The 16,488-nt window shown below is 64.1% G+C and carries 14 protein-coding genes; 6 read left to right on the forward strand and 8 right to left on the reverse strand.

The annotated features are described in order from the left end of the window. Position 1 precedes the first annotated feature (1 nt). Complete coding sequence (locus tag EL388_RS10340) at positions 2 to 766, forward strand: FkbM family methyltransferase (RefSeq protein ID WP_126463207.1); 765 nt, start codon at positions 2 to 4, stop codon at positions 764 to 766. Here EL388_RS10340 and EL388_RS10345 read toward each other — a convergent pair. Genes EL388_RS10345 through EL388_RS10365 form a run of 5 tightly spaced genes read right to left on the reverse strand, consistent with a single transcriptional unit; the run spans position 763 to position 6,261 of the window. Continuing rightward, complete coding sequence (locus EL388_RS10345) at positions 763 to 1,830, reverse strand: glycosyltransferase (protein ID WP_126463209.1); 1,068 nt, start codon at positions 1,828 to 1,830, stop codon at positions 763 to 765. The two genes, EL388_RS10340 and EL388_RS10345, sit on opposite strands and share 4 nt — an antisense overlap. Beyond that, a complete protein-coding gene (locus EL388_RS10350; RefSeq protein ID WP_126463211.1) occupies positions 1,827 to 2,618 on the reverse strand; it encodes a glycosyltransferase family 2 protein in 792 nt (263 codons plus the stop codon). The genes EL388_RS10345 and EL388_RS10350 overlap by 4 nt, the downstream gene beginning before the upstream one ends. 20 nt (positions 2,619 to 2,638) lie before the next feature. Then, positions 2,639 to 3,733, reverse strand: coding sequence for a glycosyltransferase family 61 protein (locus EL388_RS10355; RefSeq protein WP_126463213.1), 1,095 nt, complete (start codon positions 3,731 to 3,733; stop codon positions 2,639 to 2,641). Between the two features lie 15 nt (positions 3,734 to 3,748). Further along, entirely contained in the window at positions 3,749 to 4,687 is a 939-nt protein-coding gene (locus EL388_RS10360; protein WP_126463214.1) for a glycosyltransferase family 2 protein, read from the reverse strand. Next, positions 4,687 to 6,261: a phosphoethanolamine transferase gene (locus EL388_RS10365; protein ID WP_165919172.1), complete on the reverse strand. Its 1,575-nt coding sequence runs from the start codon at positions 6,259 to 6,261 to the stop codon at positions 4,687 to 4,689. The genes EL388_RS10360 and EL388_RS10365 overlap by 1 nt, the downstream gene beginning before the upstream one ends. A gap of 218 nt (positions 6,262 to 6,479) precedes the next feature. Between EL388_RS10365 and EL388_RS10370 the strand changes: the two genes are divergently transcribed. Beyond that, on the forward strand, positions 6,480 to 8,033 hold the full coding sequence (locus EL388_RS10370) for a glycosyltransferase family 39 protein (protein ID WP_165919173.1): 1,554 nt from the start codon (positions 6,480 to 6,482) through the stop codon (positions 8,031 to 8,033). Between the two features lie 189 nt (positions 8,034 to 8,222). Here EL388_RS10370 and mgtE read toward each other — a convergent pair whose 3' ends face one another. Further along, positions 8,223 to 9,665, reverse strand: coding sequence for a magnesium transporter (gene mgtE / locus EL388_RS10375; protein WP_126463220.1), 1,443 nt, complete (start codon positions 9,663 to 9,665; stop codon positions 8,223 to 8,225). A 97-nt stretch (positions 9,666 to 9,762) separates the two neighbouring features. On the opposite strand from mgtE, the gene EL388_RS10380 reads away from it, so the two are divergent. Next, on the forward strand, positions 9,763 to 11,385 hold the full coding sequence (locus EL388_RS10380) for a methyl-accepting chemotaxis protein (RefSeq protein WP_126463222.1): 1,623 nt from the start codon (positions 9,763 to 9,765) through the stop codon (positions 11,383 to 11,385). A 46-nt stretch (positions 11,386 to 11,431) separates the two neighbouring features. On the opposite strand, the gene mtgA is transcribed toward EL388_RS10380, so the two are convergent. Continuing rightward, positions 11,432 to 12,118 carry a monofunctional biosynthetic peptidoglycan transglycosylase gene (gene mtgA, locus EL388_RS10385; protein WP_126463224.1) on the reverse strand — a complete coding sequence of 229 codons (687 nt, stop codon included), beginning with the start codon at positions 12,116 to 12,118 and terminating at the stop codon, positions 11,432 to 11,434. A 160-nt stretch (positions 12,119 to 12,278) separates the two neighbouring features. Then, positions 12,279 to 13,088 carry a shikimate dehydrogenase gene (gene aroE, locus EL388_RS10390; RefSeq protein WP_126463226.1) on the reverse strand — a complete coding sequence of 270 codons (810 nt, stop codon included), beginning with the start codon at positions 13,086 to 13,088 and terminating at the stop codon, positions 12,279 to 12,281. 242 nt (positions 13,089 to 13,330) lie between these two features. Between aroE and glnA the strand changes: the two genes are divergently transcribed. From glnA to glnL, 3 genes are all read left to right on the forward strand, one after another. Then, positions 13,331 to 14,740 carry a glutamate--ammonia ligase gene (glnA, locus tag EL388_RS10395; RefSeq protein WP_126463228.1) on the forward strand — a complete coding sequence of 470 codons (1,410 nt, stop codon included), beginning with the start codon at positions 13,331 to 13,333 and terminating at the stop codon, positions 14,738 to 14,740. Positions 14,741 to 14,885: 145 nt separating this feature from the next. After that, positions 14,886 to 15,281 (forward strand): DUF4124 domain-containing protein, encoded by a 396-nt coding sequence (locus tag EL388_RS10400; RefSeq protein WP_126463230.1) that lies wholly within the window; start codon positions 14,886 to 14,888, stop codon positions 15,279 to 15,281. Positions 15,282 to 15,362: 81 nt separating this feature from the next. After that, positions 15,363 to 16,400, forward strand: coding sequence for a nitrogen regulation protein NR(II) (gene glnL, locus EL388_RS10405; protein ID WP_126463232.1), 1,038 nt, complete (start codon positions 15,363 to 15,365; stop codon positions 16,398 to 16,400). Positions 16,401 to 16,488: the final 88 nt, after the last annotated feature.

The raw sequence follows: 16,488 nt of genomic DNA on the forward strand, positions 1-16,488 counted from the left end.
CATGTTTGCGACCCCTTCCGGCCTGCTGGGCATCCCCATACTGAAACGCCTCATTCCCAGCATACTGCGTCGCTATGCGGCGTTGTTCAAGCATCGCTACTCAGTCGAATCCAGGCTGGGTGTACTCATGCTGCTGGACCAGAAAAACCTGATCGACAAAAACCTGCTTGTGCGCGGCGCCTGGGAACCCGAGCAGATTTCGACCCTGACCCGCCTCGCCCGCGAGCGTTGCGCAGAAACGCAGGCCACCTGCGCCTTTCTCGACATCGGCGCTCACTGGGGCCTTTACTCCATCCTCATGGACAAGACGGGCTTGTTCGATCGCATCCTGGCCTTCGAACCGGAGCCGACCAACTTCGCCCAACTGCAGGGCAATCTCTTCGTCAATCGGGCGACCGGGGCGATCGAGGCACACCAGTTGGCCATCTCCGACCACGACGGCGAGGTGGTCATAGAGGCCGGCCCCGATTTCAACCGTGGCCGCACCTTGGTCAGTGACAAGATCGAGGCCGGGCAAAAAGGCATTCCCTGCCGCCGCTTGGATGAGCTGATCAAGCTGGATAATGCTTGCGTTGTCGCCAAGATCGACGTCGAGGGTCACGAAGCAGCAGTGCTCAGAGGCATGACCGAATTGCTACAAAAAAACCATTGTCTGCTACAAATCGAATCCTTCGGCGAAACGGCAGAAACGCTGGAGACCCTGCTTGGCGATGGCTATCGCCGCCTACTGCGCATTGGCGACGACCACTACTTCAGCAATTTTTAAGCGCCGCTCCGGCTTGCCACCAAAGCCAGCGCCAACTCGGTACGGATAGCCGACGCACTGAAGTAGCGCTCATAACTTACCCGAGCCTGCCGACCAATTTCCGTCAAGACCGTAACCTGCCCTGCCATGGCCGACATGGCCTGAGCCAACGCCTCCGCCCGTCCCGGCGGCAACCAGACAATGCCACTACCGGCCGATTCCAACAGCTCGCCCGGATACGCTTCGCCCCTGCGGGTAATGACCGGCCTTCCACAGGCCAAAGCCTGGAACACCTTGTTCGGAATCACCCGAGCGGCCTTGGCCGAGGTGCCGAACACGCCCAGCAGGATGTCCGCCCGATGGATGCGTGCCGGCAGCTCTGCATAAGCCAGGTGCGGCTCAAAGACCACGTTTTCCAGTCCTCGGGCCAGTCGCATGCATTCAGCCTTGAGCGGCCCCTCGCCGAGCAGCACCCAACGCACCGGCGGCCCCTGGTAAAGGCGGGCCGCCTCAACGATCACCTGCGGCCCCTGCAGGCCGATGAAGCTGCCATAAAACAGCACCTCCAGCGGGCGCTTGCCATCGTAAGGCGGCATTGGCGCAGGATGAAACAGGGGTTCTTCGGCCCCGACATGAATGACCCTGATCCGCGCCATTGGGATATCGAAGGTTCGCGCGTAGAACTCGGCATGGGCCGCGGTATCGGCAATGAGCATGTCTGCCGAACGCAGCAGCTTGCCCTCCCAGTGTCGCAGCCGTTCGGCCCGTCGGCTGCTCTCGGCGAATTTACCCCGCTCGAACACCTGCTTGTCGTAAGCGGAGATCAGTGGATCGACGATCAAGGGCACGCCATGCCGTCGGCTCCAACGCCGCGCAGCGGCGATGTCGCGCTGACGGAAACAGGGCACCCAGACCAGATCCACCGCAGGCAACTTGTGCAGCATTGCCTCCCAGTCGGCGAGGGCGCTGAGCGCGGGCCGGAAATCCACGACAGCCCACCCCAGTTCGCGAAAGGCCTGGCGCAGGATGCGATTTCTGGAATAGTCGGGGTCGAAGCGCCCCCACCAGAGGACGGTCTTGCTCACTTATCTTCGCCGCCGGCCTTGCGCCGCAGCCGGTTGAGCTCGCGCGCCTTGGCCAGGCGAATGAAGCGCTGGAAGGCGTACATGTGACTGACCACGATGCCATCGATGCCGTTGACGAACTCCCGGCGCAGGACATACTGCTTGAAAAAAGCGAAGGCGGGGGTCAGAAGCAAGGCCAGCAGCGAGGGATTGCGCCCCTTGGCGACCATGTCCTCGGCCTGGGCGCTGGAATAGCCGTTCACCTTCTCCACATGATGCGCCAGCGAACGGAAGGAGCGGTGAATGACCATGCCTTCGAGGCGGCCGACCCTTCCCTCTCGCACTACGACGGAATCGTGCACCAAGGCATCCTTGAACCCGGCCTTGTCCTTGCGATACAGCCGCACCGGGTGATGGAAAGCGGTCCAGGGATGGCCGCGGTCCTGAAAGGGGTAGAGCGGCAGGATGGGCAGGGTATAGGCCACGCAGGCCGGCTCGCCGCGGGCGAACAGTTCACGGATTTCGGCCGCGAGTTCCGGGGAGATCTCTTCATCGGCATCGATGTTGAGCAGCCAGCGGTTGCGGCACAAACCCTCGCCGAATACCTTTTGCGGGCCATAACCGCGCCAGGCATTGAACACCACCCGGGCACCGAGCGCCTCGCTCACCGTCACCGTGGCATCTTCGCTACCGCTGTCGATGACGATGACCTCGTCGACCCAGTCGAGCACGCTGCGGATGGCGACGGGGATGCGGTCGGCCTCGTTCTTGGCGATGATGAAAACGGAAATCGGCAGCTTGTCAGGCATGGCGGGCCACAGTCATCGCATCACCCCATCAATTCCTTCAGTGCAAGTTCCACTGCGGCGATATCCATTTCGGAAGAAGCCACGTTTTCCTTACCCTGCGGACTCAGATTGTAGCGCCAGCGATACCCCAGCCCGCGCAAGCGCGCAATCAGGTAGTAGTGCGGCGTGCCGATGTTGGGGTTGAACAACTCGAGCAGGTCACCCGGACCACGCCGGAACAAGAGGTTGACCAGGCCGGCGCCATGCGGGCCGATCACCAGGCCAGCCCGCGAGAACAGATCGATCTGCTCAGCCAGCGAATACTCGGCCGGATCGACCACCCGCACGCCATGTCGTGCCATTAGACGGAATACTTCTGCCTCGTTCCGGTAACCCCTCCGGTTCGGCGAACTGGCGCCGCGATGGACGTAGATGGCACCGCCTTTGTCCGCATGGCACCCTGCGCCAAGACGGTCGCAGAGCCAGTCATAAGCCACGCGATCGCAGTCGAAATCGCTCGGCACGTAAATCTCTTTAGCCGCGATCGCCTCGCGCGCGCCCTGGACGATCACCTGGCGGCCACCAAAGAAACCCAGTCGCACCGTATCGGCGAAGAAACGGCAGGCCGCCAGCCGTTCCGACACCACGACGGGAATCGATTCCGGCAGCCCCAATTGCTCGGCCAAGCGCAGCTTGGGCAGCACATCGTTCAGGTAATGGAAATAATTGGTTTCGAAAATGCTGCGCAGCGAAATCACCGCGTCGAAGCGGCGGTGATCGCCACCCCAGTGTACCTGCCACTTTGGCGAACGCTCACGCACGCGAGGCCGCGCGTCGGTGGACCCCCAGACCACCCGGCCGCGGACGAACACCAACCCTGCCACCGGGTCGAGCGTGGCCGGCCCACGATACAGGCGCACCCAGGATTCGTCCGGGTCCGTCTGCCAGACACGATAGAGCGCCTGAATGTGTTCGGGCAGATCGGGTAAATCAACACCCCAGTCCTTCTGCCGGCTTTCGTGGTGAATCAGTTGCGCGGCCGACTCACGCTCGATAGCCGGCATGAGGCCGTGCTCGGCCCAACGGACAATCCGCTTGCGGACAAGATGGAGGGGCTTGGTGTAGGGGTTGGCCATGGCTTGGGTGATGCCTCATGCCTTAGCGGCAGGACACTTGTCCGGCAGCCCCCATGCCGCTGGCCGCCCGACTAGCAACCAGGCCAACAACCGCAAATAAGTAAGAAACTTGCTCCGCAGCCTGCTTAGCAAGCCGAGCGTCAACAGCACCGCCAGGCCATGGGTCAGCGCATTGAAGATGAGGCGCAGGATCCGCCAGGCGGCAAGGCCCACGGCGACAGGGCGCGAAAAGACCTTGCGATAGTAAATGAGGCGGGAGCGCAGCATCTCGATCTGGGCCTCACGACGGTAGGCGCGAGTGCTTGCGCCCTTGAGGTGGGTGATGCGCAGGCCCGGATCGAGCAGGATGCGCCACCCTTTGCGCCGCAGCCGCACGCACCACTCGGTCTCCTCGAAATAGAAGAAGAAGTCCTCGTCGAGCGGACCGGCATCTTCGATGGCCGCGCGGCGTATGGCCATGCAGGCGCCCACGACGGTTTCCACCTCGACCGGCTGATCGCCGGTCACCGGCTGCGACTTGCGCCGCAACAGCCCTACCTCGGACAGGGCAGTCGGGGCATAACCATGCGACCGCTGCCGCTCACCATTCTCGCCATACAGCTGGCCGGCGATGATGCCAGCAGCCGGGTAGTCGCGTAGCCGGCCTTCCAGACGAACCAGGGCATCCGACGGCAGGAAGGCATCGTTGTTCAACAGCAGGATGTAATCGCCTTCGGCGCGGGCAATGCCTTGATTGCAGGCCCGGGCAAAGCCATTGTTGCAGCCGTTGGCGATCACGGTCAGCTGAGGGTAGCGGGCCGTCACCTCGGCAAGAGAGGCATCGGTGCTGCCGTTATCGACCAGGATGATTTCGTCCAGCGCCGGATCGCAGGCCTGCATCAAATGCTGCAGGGCCAGAAGCAGCCCTTCGACACCATTGCGGTGGACGATGATGATGGAAAAGCGTTTGCGCATCAGGGAATCGGCAGCACTTCGCTGCCCGAGCCTTTTCTGTAGGCCAAGTAGCCGGCCGAGCCATCGAGATTGGCGCCGTTGACATAGTAAATCCCGCCGGCCTCATTGGGGTTCACCACCTCATAGCCCATCACCTTGGCAACGGCCTTGCCGATCTCGTAATGGCTGGGATGTTGCATGGCCCTGACCTGGGCGATCTTAGCGGCATCGCCCCGGCTGGCGAAAAAGATGAATGGCACTGCAGCCACATCCGGCGTCAACATGGCATGGCCGTAGCGCCCCCCCTCACCGATCAACTCGCCATGGTCGGCGGTGAAGAAGACGTAGGTCGGTATCGGCGATTTCTCCTTCAGCGTGCGGATGATTTCATACAACACATGATCGGTGAAGCCGACCGAGTTGTCGTAGGTGTTCACCGTGAACTGGTAGCGATCGAGGTTCGCCGTGGGGTAGCGCTCGAAGCTGGGCGGATAGTTGTTGTGGTAGGGGCTGTGCGAATTGCGCTGATGGAGCACGATGAAGTTCGATTTGGCGAGATCGATCCGCTTCAGGGCCGTGACCAGGGTGGCGTCGTATTCCTTCTGGTACAAGGGCTCCATGTTCTCCTGGGTCAGGTAGTGGTCGGCGTATTCGGTACCTGAATAAGTGGAGAGGTGCGAGGTCTGGTTGGAGATGTAATGGGTGACCAGCCCCTGCTCCTTGGCCATCTTCAACAGGTTGCTCTCGTAGCGGAACATGTGCTGGACGTTGTCCGGCTCGCGCTGGATGTTGAAAAACAAGGGCAGCGAGGCCTTGGTCGAGATGCCGCCGGCGATCGCCCGATGGTAGACGAAACCCGGGTCATTCTTGAGCGATTCCAGCCGGGGTGTGGTCGACCGCTCATAGCCGAACAGACTCATATGGCTGTAACCCAGGCTCTCGCCCATGACCACGATGATGTTGATCGGCCCGGGCGAGGCGCGCTTGGTCACCTCATAAGGCAGATAGGCCTTGGGCGCTTTGCCGCTCAGCCGTTCCGGCAGGTCCTTGCCGAGGAAAAAAGACACGGCGTAATAGGTGTTCTTGAGCGAGGTCGATTTCGGATTGGGATAGAACTTCTGCGGCTTGGCGGTGCCATAGGCCTTCAGCGGCATGATCGGCAGCAGCGCCAGCAGGATCAGGGTCGGGCACAGCAGGTTCAGAGTCTGCCGATGGGTCTTGCGCCAGAGCCAGACGATGGCGGCGTAGGCGACGGCCAGCGCGGCCGTCGGTGCCAGCATGTAGGGCGCCACACCGGCCAGCGACTCCCAGATCTCGCCCTGCTCGTGGAAGAACAGCCCCACCTCGTGCGGGGCGATCAGGCTGCCGAAATAGGCGAAGTGCAGCAATTGGGACAACTGGAGCAGGCCGAAGAAGACCAGGGCGCCAGCCAAGAGCCAGGCCCGACGGATGGCCACCACCAGGAAGGTCACCACCACCAGTGCGCCGAACTCATCCGGGTTGAAAGCCACCCTGTAGGCCGGATTGGCCAGTTTGTACAAGTGATCCGGCAGCATGAGCAGCAGGGCCATGGCGAAAGTGACGATGAGGTGCACCCCTAGTCTGCGCGCCCCACCACGAACCAAAGTGCCGAACTGCATCAGCCTCCCCGAAGCCAAAATCGATTGCATGCCATTTCCAAATCCATAGAGCCGACAGGCTCTGACGGCGGTCGCGCGCCGGAGTTCGCCCACGACTCGGCTAGAATGGCGGCAATTTTCCTATAACCGCCCGACGAAGGCATGGCTTTTTTCGCCCCTGACTGATGCCCGACATGCTCCAGCGTCTCGACACCCGCAGTTTTCTGCTGATCGTCGGCCTCTATGTACTGTTGCATTTCGGCCTGCGCCTCGTCTTCTCGCCCGTACTCGGCACCGATGACGTCGAGCAGGCGATCTGCGCCCAGAGCCTGGCCCTGGGCTGCGACCTGCGCCAGCCGCCGCTCTATACCTGGCTGCAGTGGCTGACCAACCAGATCGCGGGACCGGGCCTCGCCGGCATCTACCTGTTGAAGTATGGCCTGCTCTTCCTCACCTATCTCTGCCTCTATTTCATCGGCCGCCGCCTGTTCAGCCGCACCGCCACCGCCGCCCTCGCCGCCCTCTCGCTCTGGCTCACCTATCCCTTCGCGGTCAGCGTGCATCAGGGTGTCACCCACTCCTTGTTGCTCTCGCTGCTGCTGGCCGCCTCTTTCCTCGCCTTCCTCCGGCTGGAGGCCCATCGGCATTGGATGGGTTATCTCCTGCTCGGCACCCTGCTCGGCCTGGGCGAACTGGCGAAATACAGCTTCGTCCTCTACGCCGCCGCCCTGGCCCTGGCCGCCTTGAGCCTGCCGCGCTACCGGACCGTGCTGCTGGATCGCCGCATCGTGCTGACCCTGGCTGCCGGTCTGCTCGTTGTGGCGCCGCACGGCCTCTGGGCCTGGGGGCGGCTGGATGCCCTCCACGGCGCCCTGGCCGGCCTGGGCCAGCAGGCCGCACCAAGCGCCTACCTGCCGCGGGTGGCCAGCGGCCTGACCAGCCTAGCCAGTGCCCTGATCCAGTTCCTCTTCCCTTTGTGGCTGATCCTGCTGCTGGCCTTTCCGCGCGCCTTCCGGCCGCTCGCGGCCGCGCCCGTTTCCCCCACCCCTGCCCTCTCCCAGAGGGAGAGGAGAACGATGGCTCGCTACGCGAGTGTCATGCCGAACGAACCGCTGCACCTGATCGGTCGCACGCTGCTGATCGGCATCCTGCTGCTCGCCCTGGTCGTGCTCCTGGGCGGGCCGGTGGAGATCAAGGCGCGCTGGATGCATGTCCTGTTGCTGCTCGCCCCGCTCTGGCTGTTCGGCCGCGTCGAGGCGGCCTATGGCGACCGCGTCGCCAAAACGGGCTACCTCGTCGCCCTGCTCCTGCTGCCGGCCCTGGTCATCGCCGCCTGGGCGGCCCAGACCTACCTGGCCCCGCAGTGGCACAAGCCCACCCGTTTCCACGCCCCCTATGACCAGCTCGCCAGCCTGATTCGCCAAACCAGCGGCTTCGAGCGCGGCACCATCGTCGCCAACGAGCTGCACCTGGCCGGCAACCTGCGCCTGTTCTTCCCCGAGGCGCGCGTGGTCACGCCGGCCTATCCCCAATACCTGCCGCCTGCCATCGAAGCCGAACAGTGTTTGCTCGTTTGGGAAGAGCAGAACGACGCCGGCATGCCGCCGGCCTTGCAGGCCTTTCTCGACCGGCACGGCAAGCCTCGGGCAACGGGCAGCCCTGTCCTGGCCCGGGCGAACTATCGCTATTCGGAAACGGAAATCTTGGCAGTCGGCTATCTGGTCCTGCCTGCTGGGGATTGCCCTTAGTTCATCCCCTCCCCCATTTATGTACCCTAAAGGGCATAAGGGGGGGCTGGGAGGGGGATGACTTCGTCTAAGCGCCACGTCTCCCCACCCAACCCTCCCCGCACGCGGGGAGGGCGCATAAGCGTCACCGATCTTAACATCCGCTCCGCACAACCCTCCCCGCACGCGGGGAGGGCGCCGCTCATTCCCTTAGAGCAGGACGACGGTGGCCAGGCCGAGGAAGATGAAAAAGCCCATCGAGTCGGTGATGAAGGTGGTCAGCACCGCCGAGCCGAAGGCCGGGTCGCGCCCCAGGCGGGCGATGATGGTCGGCGCGAAATAGCCGGCCAGGGCGGCGACCAGCAGGTTCAGCAGCATGGCCGCCGCCATCACCCCGCCCAGGGCGACGTTCTGATAGAGCAGATAGGCGACGATGCCCATGACGCTGCCCCAGACCGCGCCATTGAGCAGGGAGATGCCAAGCTCCTTGCCCAGCAGGCGGCGGGCGTTCTCCTTGTTGATCAGGCCCAGGGCCAGGCCGCGCACCACCAGGGTCGAGGTCTGGTTGCCCGAGTTGCCGCCCATGCCGGCGACGATGGGCATCAGGGCGGCGAGCGCCGCCAGCTTCTCGATCGAGCCCTCGAAGGCACCCACCACGCGCGAGGCGATCAGCGCCGTGCACAGGTTCACCGCCAGCCAGAGCCAGCGGTTCTTCGCCGCGCGCCACACCGTGGCGAACAGGTCTTCCTCCTCGCGCAGACCGGCCATGCTCAGCATGTCCTCCTGCGCCTCGGCGCGAATGTAGTCGAGCACCACGTCCACGGTCAGGCGGCCGACCAGACGGTTCTGCGGGTCGAGGATGGGCGCGGTCACCAGGTCGTAGCGCTCGAAGGCTTGGGCCGCGTCGGAGGCGGAATCGGAAGGGTGGAACACCACCGGGTCGTCGACCATGATCGCCGCGATGTGCGCCTCCGGGTCGTGCACCAGCAGCCGCTTGAGCGGCAGCACCCCGGTCAGCCGCTTGTCCTTGTCGACCACGAACAGCTTGTCGGTGTGCGGCGGCAGCTCGCCCAGGATGCGCAGATAACGCAAGGCGGTCTCGATGGTGACATCGGCGCGGATGGTGACGAAGTCGTAATCCATCAGGGCGCCGACCGAGTCCTCGTCGTAGGACAGCGAAGACTCCACCTGGGCGCGCTTCTGCTCGTCCAGGGACTTCATCAGCTCCTGCACCACGTCCTTCGGCAGGTCGGGCGCCAGGTCGGCGATCTCGTCGGTGTCCAGGCTGGCGGCGGCGGCCACCAGCTCGCGGTTGTCCATGGTCGCGATCAACGACTCGCGCACCGCGTCGGAGACCTCGATCAGGATGTCGCCGTCGCGCTCGGCCTTGACCAGATCCCAGACCAGCAGGCGGTCGTCGAGCGGCAGGGCCTCCAGCACATAGGCGACGTCGGCCGGGTGCAGCTCATCGAGCTTCTTCTGCAACTCGGCCAGGTTCTGCTTGTGCACCAGGGCCTCGACCAGCTCGTGGCGCGGCATGTCCTGGCTATGGACGAGCGATTCCACCAGCTTCTGGCGGGCGATGAGATCCACCACCTGCTTCAGGCTGTCCTCGACGTGTTCCTTGCTGGATTCCTCGTTGAGATCGCTCATGGCCGCGATTCTAGCTCGGCGGCCTTGACAGCCTGAAGCTTTTTGCCCACATTCCGCCCGAATATAAAGAGGGGACTATCCGAAAAGGCGAAACACCATGCGGATCAACATGCCGGTCAGCAACCAGGAACGCATGATGAAGGACGGCAGCGTCCTCATCTCCAAGACCAATGCCAAGGGCGTCATCACCTACGCCAACCAGGATTTCATCGACATCAGCGGCTTTACCGAACAGGAGTTGATCGGCGCCCCGCACAACCTCGTGCGCCACCCCGACATGCCGCCGGCCGCCTTTGCCGATCTCTGGGCCACATTGAAAAAAGGCCGTGCCTGGACCGGGCTGGTGAAGAACCGTTGCAAGAACGGCGACTATTACTGGGTCGAGGCCACGGCCCGCCCCAATGTCGAAGGCGGCTACACCTCGGTACGCGTCAAACCCGGCCGGGATCAGGTCGCAGCCGCCGAGGCCCTGTACAAGGCCATGCGCGAAGGCACCACGCGCAAGATCATCCTCAATGGCCAGGTGATCGTGCCATCGCTGACATGGCGCCTGCTTAGCTGGGCCCGCGGCATCCGGGTCGACCTGCGCCTTTGGCTGGCCACGATGGGTGCCGCCGGCCTGTTCGGCGCCATCCTCGTCTTGTCGTTCCTGCAAGGCGACATGCTGCAGGCCGGCTTGGCCGGCCTGGGCGTGGCCTTCTCGATCGCCTTGGGCGTTTGGCTGACACTCGACGTCCTGCGCCCGCTCAACGCGGCGGTGGCCACGGCGGAGAGGCTGGCCAAGGGCGATCTCGCCACCCCGCTGGCGGGCCTGGGCGACAATGAGATCGGCAAGCTCATGGAAGCGCTCGGCGCCATTCGCAACAACTTCCATGAAACCGTGTATTACCTCCGCGAGGGGGTCGACAAACTCAATGCCGCCACGCAAAGCCTGACCGCCGACATGGCGCGTGCGAGCACCGCCTCCACCACCCAGGCGGAGGCCGCCGGCACGGTGGCCGCCGCCATGGAGCAAATGACGGCATCGATCGAGCAGGTCGGCGAGCATGCCCGCACCGCGGGCGAGCTTTCGCGCCGCTCGGGCGAACAATCCGAGGCCGGCGGTCGCGTCGTGCATGAGGCCGCCGAGGAGATGCGCAGCATCTCCGACACGGTCCACCAAGCCTCCAGCGTCATCCAGGAGCTGGAAGCGCACTCCAAGGAGATCAGCAACATCGTGACGGTGATCGAGGAGATCGCCGGGCAAACCAACCTCTTGGCCCTCAATGCCGCGATCGAGGCGGCGCGCGCCGGAGAATCCGGCCGCGGCTTTGCCGTGGTGGCCGACGAGGTCAGGAAACTGGCCGAACGCACGGCGCGCTCGACGCACGAAATCAGCGCCATGGTCGAGAAAATCCAAGCCGGCGCCCGCCAGGCCGTAACCAGCATGGAGGCGGGCGTCGACCGCGTCGCCGAAGGGGTTCAACTGGCGCACCAGGCCGGCGACTCCATCACCCAAATTCAAGAGAGCGCCCGTCAGGTGATCGGCGCCGTCGACGACATCGCCAACGCCCTGCGCGAGCAGAGCACCACCTCCCACGACATCGCGCGCCATATCGAACAGATCGCCCACATGTCGGAGGAAGGCAGCGCCGCCGCCGCCAACACCACGCAATCCGCCCATAACCTGCAAGCCATGGCCGAGCATCTGGGCAAGATCGTCACCCAGTTCAAGATATGAACCGGCCCATCGGCCGCGAACCCGGTGCAGTCGTGGCCGGGTTTTGCTATTTCGGCACGTAGACCTGCCACATGCGCGCGGCGATGATCGCCTTGCGCTTGAGCAGGCCGCGGGCCGAGCGATGGGTCTCGTAGTAGCGCGGGTTGGGGATCATCGCCGCCAGGGTGGCCGCCTGGTCGGGCCCAAGACTGGCCGCGGAGGTCTTGAAGTAGCGCCGGGCCGCCGCCTCGGCGCCGTAGATGCCGTTGCCCCACTCGATCACGTTCAGATACACCTCGAGGATGCGGCGCTTGCTCCAGAGCGCCTCGATCATCACCGTGATCACCGCCTCCTGTGCCTTGCGCAGGGGGTTGCGCGAGGCGGAGAGGAACAGGTTCTTCGCCAGCTGCTGGCTGATGGTGGAGCCGCCGGCGACTACCTTGCCCTTCTTCAGGTTCTTCTCCAGGGCGGTCTCGATGCCTTCCCAGTCGAAGCCCTCATGGGCGATGAACTTGGCATCCTCGGCGGCGATCACCGCCCGCTTGAGATGGATCGAAATATTCTTGTAGTCCACCCACCGGTAGCGCAGCTCGGCATCCGGCTGTTTCTCCTGCAGGCGCGCCAGGCCCGCCTCCATGAAGGCGGTGGACGCGGGGTTGAACTGCCACCACCAGAGCACGTGGCCGAGGTACCAGAGCTGCAGGGCCAAGAGCAGGCCCAGGGCAATGCCCAACCATTTAAGCGCCTGTCTCATGGCATCTCGCAGACGCGACGGTGGCGCTTTTGCTGCAGGCCGCGAAGCGCAGCGCGCGGTTTGGTCATTCCAAACAAGCGGCGCGCGACAAAGGCATGCGGCAAAAGCGCCCCGTACCCTACCCGCAGGGTTGCCATGAGACAGGCTCTACGCCGCCACATCATGCACCCCGCAGCAGGGCGATCACCGGCGCCGTTTCTGGGCGCACGCCGCGCCAGAGATAAAAGGCCTCGGCCGCCTGCTCGACCAGCATGCCCAGGCCGTCCGCCACCCGGGCACCACGCGCGCGGGCAAAGGCCAGGAACGGTGTGTCCTGGCCGTACATCATGTCGTAGGCCAGGGCGCCAGGGGCGAACACATCATTCGGCAACGGCGGCAGTTCGCCGGCCAGACTGGCAGCCGTGGCGTTGATCACCAGGTCGAACTGCCGGCCGGGCAGGGCATCGAAGCCGCCGCCCTCGACCGGGCCGGCCGCAGCCAAGCGCCGGGCCAGGTCGAGCGCCTTGTCCGCCGTGCGGTTGGCGATGAAGAGGCTGGCCGGCATCGCGCCGAGCAGGGGCAGGATCACCCCGCGCGCCGCCCCGCCGGCACCGAGCAGCAGGATGCGCCGGCCGGCCAGATCGAGCCCGAGGTTGCGGGTGAGGTCGGCGACGAGGCCCGCGCCGTCGGTGTTGTCGCCGAGAATCTCTTGCCCCTCGAATTTGAGGGTGTTCACCGCCCCCGCCGCCTCGGCCCGCTCCGTGCGCCGGCTGGCCAGCTCGAAGGCCTGCTCCTTGAACGGCACGGTGACGTTGGCGCCCCGGCCGCCGGTGGCACGGAAGGCCGCCACCGCCGCCGGAAAGCCGTCGAGCGGCGCCAGGATGGCCTCGTAGCTCAAGTCCTGGCCGGTCTGGCGGGCGAATTCGGCATGGATGCGGGGCGATTTCGAGTGGGTTATGGGGTTGCCGAAGACGGCGTAACGGTCGGTCATGGTTTAGGTTTTGTCGAGCGGATTGGCATTTTATGGAATGAGGCCGAGCCTGGGGAACCATTCTAATCTGCACCAATCTGGTGCGTTACGCATCAATCCGGTGCATAACAAAATTCCATTATCCGTCCAGGGCATTGTGGCACAATGCCCTGCTCGGTTTTCGAGGGTGGCACGAAACCTGCTCTATGGCAGTGCAGCAGTTTTCCATTCTTTCCATTCGCTTTTAGTTTGAGGAGCTTGAAATGGCGGTTGCCGATGTAATGAAAATGATCAAGGAAAACGACGTCAAATTCGTCGATTTCCGCTTTACCGATACGCGCGGCAAGGAGCAGCACGTCACCGTGCCCATTTCCGCCTTCAATGAGGACAAGTTCACCGAGGGCCACGCCTTCGACGGCTCCTCCATCGCCGGCTGGAAGGGCATCCAGGCCTCCGACATGCTGCTGATGCCGGACCCGGCCACCGCCAATATCGACCCCTTCTTCGACGAGCCCACCCTGATTTTGACCTGCGACGTGATCGAGCCGGACACCGGCAAGGGCTATGACCGCGACCCGCGTTCCATCGCCAAGCGCGCCGAAGCCTATCTCAAGTCCACCGGGCTGGGCGACACCGCCTATTTCGGCCCCGAGCCCGAATTCTTCATCTTCGATTCCGTGACCTGGCATGACGACATGTCCGGCTGCGCGGTGAAACTCGATTCCGAGGAAGCGGCCTGGGCCTCGCGTGAACAGACCGAGGTCGGCAACCTGGGCCATCGTCCCCGGGTCAAGGGCGGCTATTTCCCGGTGCCCCCGGTCGACAGCTTCCAGGATATCCGCTCCGCCATGTGCCTGGCCCTGGAAGAAATGGGCGTGCCGGTCGAGGTGCATCACCATGAAGTCGCTACCGCCGGCCAGAACGAGATCGGCACCAAATTCTCCACTCTGGTGCAGCGCGCCGACTGGACCCAGATCCTGAAATACGTGGTGCACAACGTGGCCCATGCCTACGGCAAGACCGCCACCTTCATGCCCAAGCCCATCGTCGGCGACAACGGCTCGGGCATGCACGTGCACCAGTCGATCTGGAAGGACGGCAAGAACCTGTTCGCCGGCAACGGCTATGCCGGCCTGTCCGAATTCGCCCTGTACTACATCGGCGGCATCATCAAGCACGCCCGCGCCCTGAACGCCATCACCAACCCCGGCACCAACTCCTACAAGCGCCTGGTGCCCGGCTTCGAAGCCCCGGTCATGCTGGCCTATTCCGCCCGCAACCGCTCGGCCTCCATCCGCATCCCGCACGTGGCGAGCGACAAGGCGCGCCGGATCGAAACCCGCTTCCCGGACCCGATCGCGAACCCTTATCTGTGCTTCGCCGCCCTGATGATGGCCGGCCTGGACGGCGTGCAGAACAAGATCCACCCCGGCGACCCCGCCGACAAGAACCTGTACGACCTGCCGCCCGAGGAAGAGAAAGCCATCCCGAAGGTCTGCCATTCCCTGGACATGGCCTTGGAGCACCTGGACAAGGACCGCGAATTCCTCACCCGCGGCGGCGTGTTCAGCAACGACTTCATCGATGCCTACATCGAGCTCAAGATGGAAGAGGTCACCCGCCTGCGCATGACCACCCATCCCATCGAGTTCGACATGTACTACTCGGTGTAAGCCATGCATCCGGGCCGGCAATGGCCCGACAGGGCAAAAAGGGCAGGGAAACCTGCCCTTTTTTATTGCGCGGGTAGTGGACGGCCCGATTGCCCGCCGTCCCTGCTTCCCCTACACTGCCCCGATACGGTGAACGAGGTAAGCCATGCGAATTGTCCTGGGGCTGCTTTGTCTGGCATGCACCACAACAGTGCATGCGGAAATCTATAAATACGTGGACGAGTCCGGCCACGTCACCTACAGCAACACCCCCCAACCAGGCAGCAAGCCACTCGATATGGACGGCCGCCCGGCCAAGGCCAAGACCAAGGCCCCCTCGCCCTACTATTTCCCGCGAGTGGACAAGGCCACCCAGCAGCAGCGCGACAGCATGCGCCGGCAGCTGCTGCTCGACGAACTCCAGCAGGAACAGCGCAACCTGGCGGTCGCGCGCGCGGCCCAGCGCCAGCCCGGCGCCGACGCCGGCAAGGCCGCGGAGACCGTGCGCCTGCACGAGAAGAACATCGAGATGCTGAACAAGGAACTGGCGCGGATCAAATAGCCGCCCCCATCCGTCGAGAAGCCCGTCGACTCTGGCCTGCTTCTTGCTAAACACATGGGGTAGCCTCAAACCACAGAGCTGATGAACTACGTTGCCCCCAGTCTCGATATCCTCGCCACCGCCGTCATCCTGGTCGACGAGCGGCAGGTCATGCGCCATCTCAACCCGGCAGCGGAGAACATGTTCGGCGTTTCGGCCCATCACGCCATCGGCCGCCCGCTGGCCGACCTGTTCGGCCAGAACAATATCCTGTTCAGGGCCCTGGACAGCGCCTTGGTGCAAGGCGCCAGCTTTACCGAGCACGAACTCAACGTGGCGATCAATGGCCACCAGCTGCAACTGAGCTGCACCATCACCCCGCTGGAGATCGAGGCCGGCGCCGCCGTGCTGGAATTCCACCCGGTCGGCGGCAGCATGAAGATCGCCCGCGAGGAACAGGCCCTGGCCCAGGCCCAGGCCAGCCAGACCCTGCTGCGGCAACTGGCGCACGAGATCCGCAACCCGCTCGGCGGTATCCGCGGCGCCGCGCAGCTTTTGGAGGCGGAACTGGATGCGCCCAACCTGGCCGAATACACCCAGGTCATCATCAAGGAGACCGACCGCCTGCAAGGCCTGCTCGACCGCATGCTGACCCCGGCCAGGCGGCCCAACATCCAGAACGTCAACATCCACGAGACGATCGAACGGGTGCGCAGCCTGCTCCTGGCCGAGTTTCCGGAACTGACGGTGCGCCGCGACTACGACCTCAGCCTGCCCGAGATCGAGGCCGACCCCGAGCAGCTGATCCAGGCCATGCTCAACATCGCCCGCAACGCCGCCCAGGCCATGCACGGCAAGGGCGACATCCAGTTCCGCACCCGCATCGCCCGGCAAGTGACCTTGGCCATGAAGCGCTGGAAGCTGGCCATGCGCATCGAGATCATTGACAACGGCCCGGGCATCCCGGCGGACCTGCACGACACGCTGTTCTTCCCTCTCATCTCCGGTCGCGACGGCGGCACCGGCTTAGGCCTGACCCTGGCGCAAAACCTGGTGCAGCGGCATGAGGGCGCCATCTACATGGAAAGCGAGCCAGGGCATACCTGTTTCTCCATCTTGCTGCCGATTAAAAATGCGTGAGGAGAGAGGGGTGAGGCGTGAGGAGACTGTTTGCGAGTTGCCGCTATTCCTCCTCACGCCTCACGCCTTACGCCTAACTGGGGAACCC

The sequence above is a fragment of the Sulfuritortus calidifontis genome (assembly GCF_003967275.1).
Taxonomy (GTDB): Bacteria; Pseudomonadota; Gammaproteobacteria; order Burkholderiales; family Thiobacillaceae; genus Sulfuritortus; species Sulfuritortus calidifontis.

Excerpts from the sequence above, each read along its gene's own strand:
- EL388_RS10340 (WP_126463207.1), top strand. The coding sequence starts at position 2 with ATGTTTGCGACCCCTTCCGGCCTGCTGGGCATCCCCATACTGAAACGC.
- EL388_RS10350 (WP_126463211.1), bottom strand. The coding sequence starts at position 2,618 with ATGCCTGACAAGCTGCCGATTTCCGTTTTCATCATCGCCAAGAACGAG.
- EL388_RS10355 (WP_126463213.1), bottom strand. The coding sequence starts at position 3,733 with ATGGCCAACCCCTACACCAAGCCCCTCCATCTTGTCCGCAAGCGGATT.
- EL388_RS10360 (WP_126463214.1), bottom strand. The coding sequence starts at position 4,687 with ATGCGCAAACGCTTTTCCATCATCATCGTCCACCGCAATGGTGTCGAA.
- EL388_RS10370 (WP_165919173.1), top strand. The coding sequence starts at position 6,480 with ATGCTCCAGCGTCTCGACACCCGCAGTTTTCTGCTGATCGTCGGCCTC.
- mgtE (WP_126463220.1), bottom strand. The coding sequence starts at position 9,665 with ATGAGCGATCTCAACGAGGAATCCAGCAAGGAACACGTCGAGGACAGC.
- EL388_RS10380 (WP_126463222.1), top strand. The coding sequence starts at position 9,763 with ATGCGGATCAACATGCCGGTCAGCAACCAGGAACGCATGATGAAGGAC.
- mtgA (WP_126463224.1), bottom strand. The coding sequence starts at position 12,118 with ATGAGACAGGCGCTTAAATGGTTGGGCATTGCCCTGGGCCTGCTCTTG.
- aroE (WP_126463226.1), bottom strand. The coding sequence starts at position 13,088 with ATGACCGACCGTTACGCCGTCTTCGGCAACCCCATAACCCACTCGAAA.
- glnA (WP_126463228.1), top strand. The coding sequence starts at position 13,331 with ATGGCGGTTGCCGATGTAATGAAAATGATCAAGGAAAACGACGTCAAA.
- EL388_RS10400 (WP_126463230.1), top strand. The coding sequence starts at position 14,886 with ATGCGAATTGTCCTGGGGCTGCTTTGTCTGGCATGCACCACAACAGTG.
- glnL (WP_126463232.1), top strand. The coding sequence starts at position 15,363 with ATGAACTACGTTGCCCCCAGTCTCGATATCCTCGCCACCGCCGTCATC.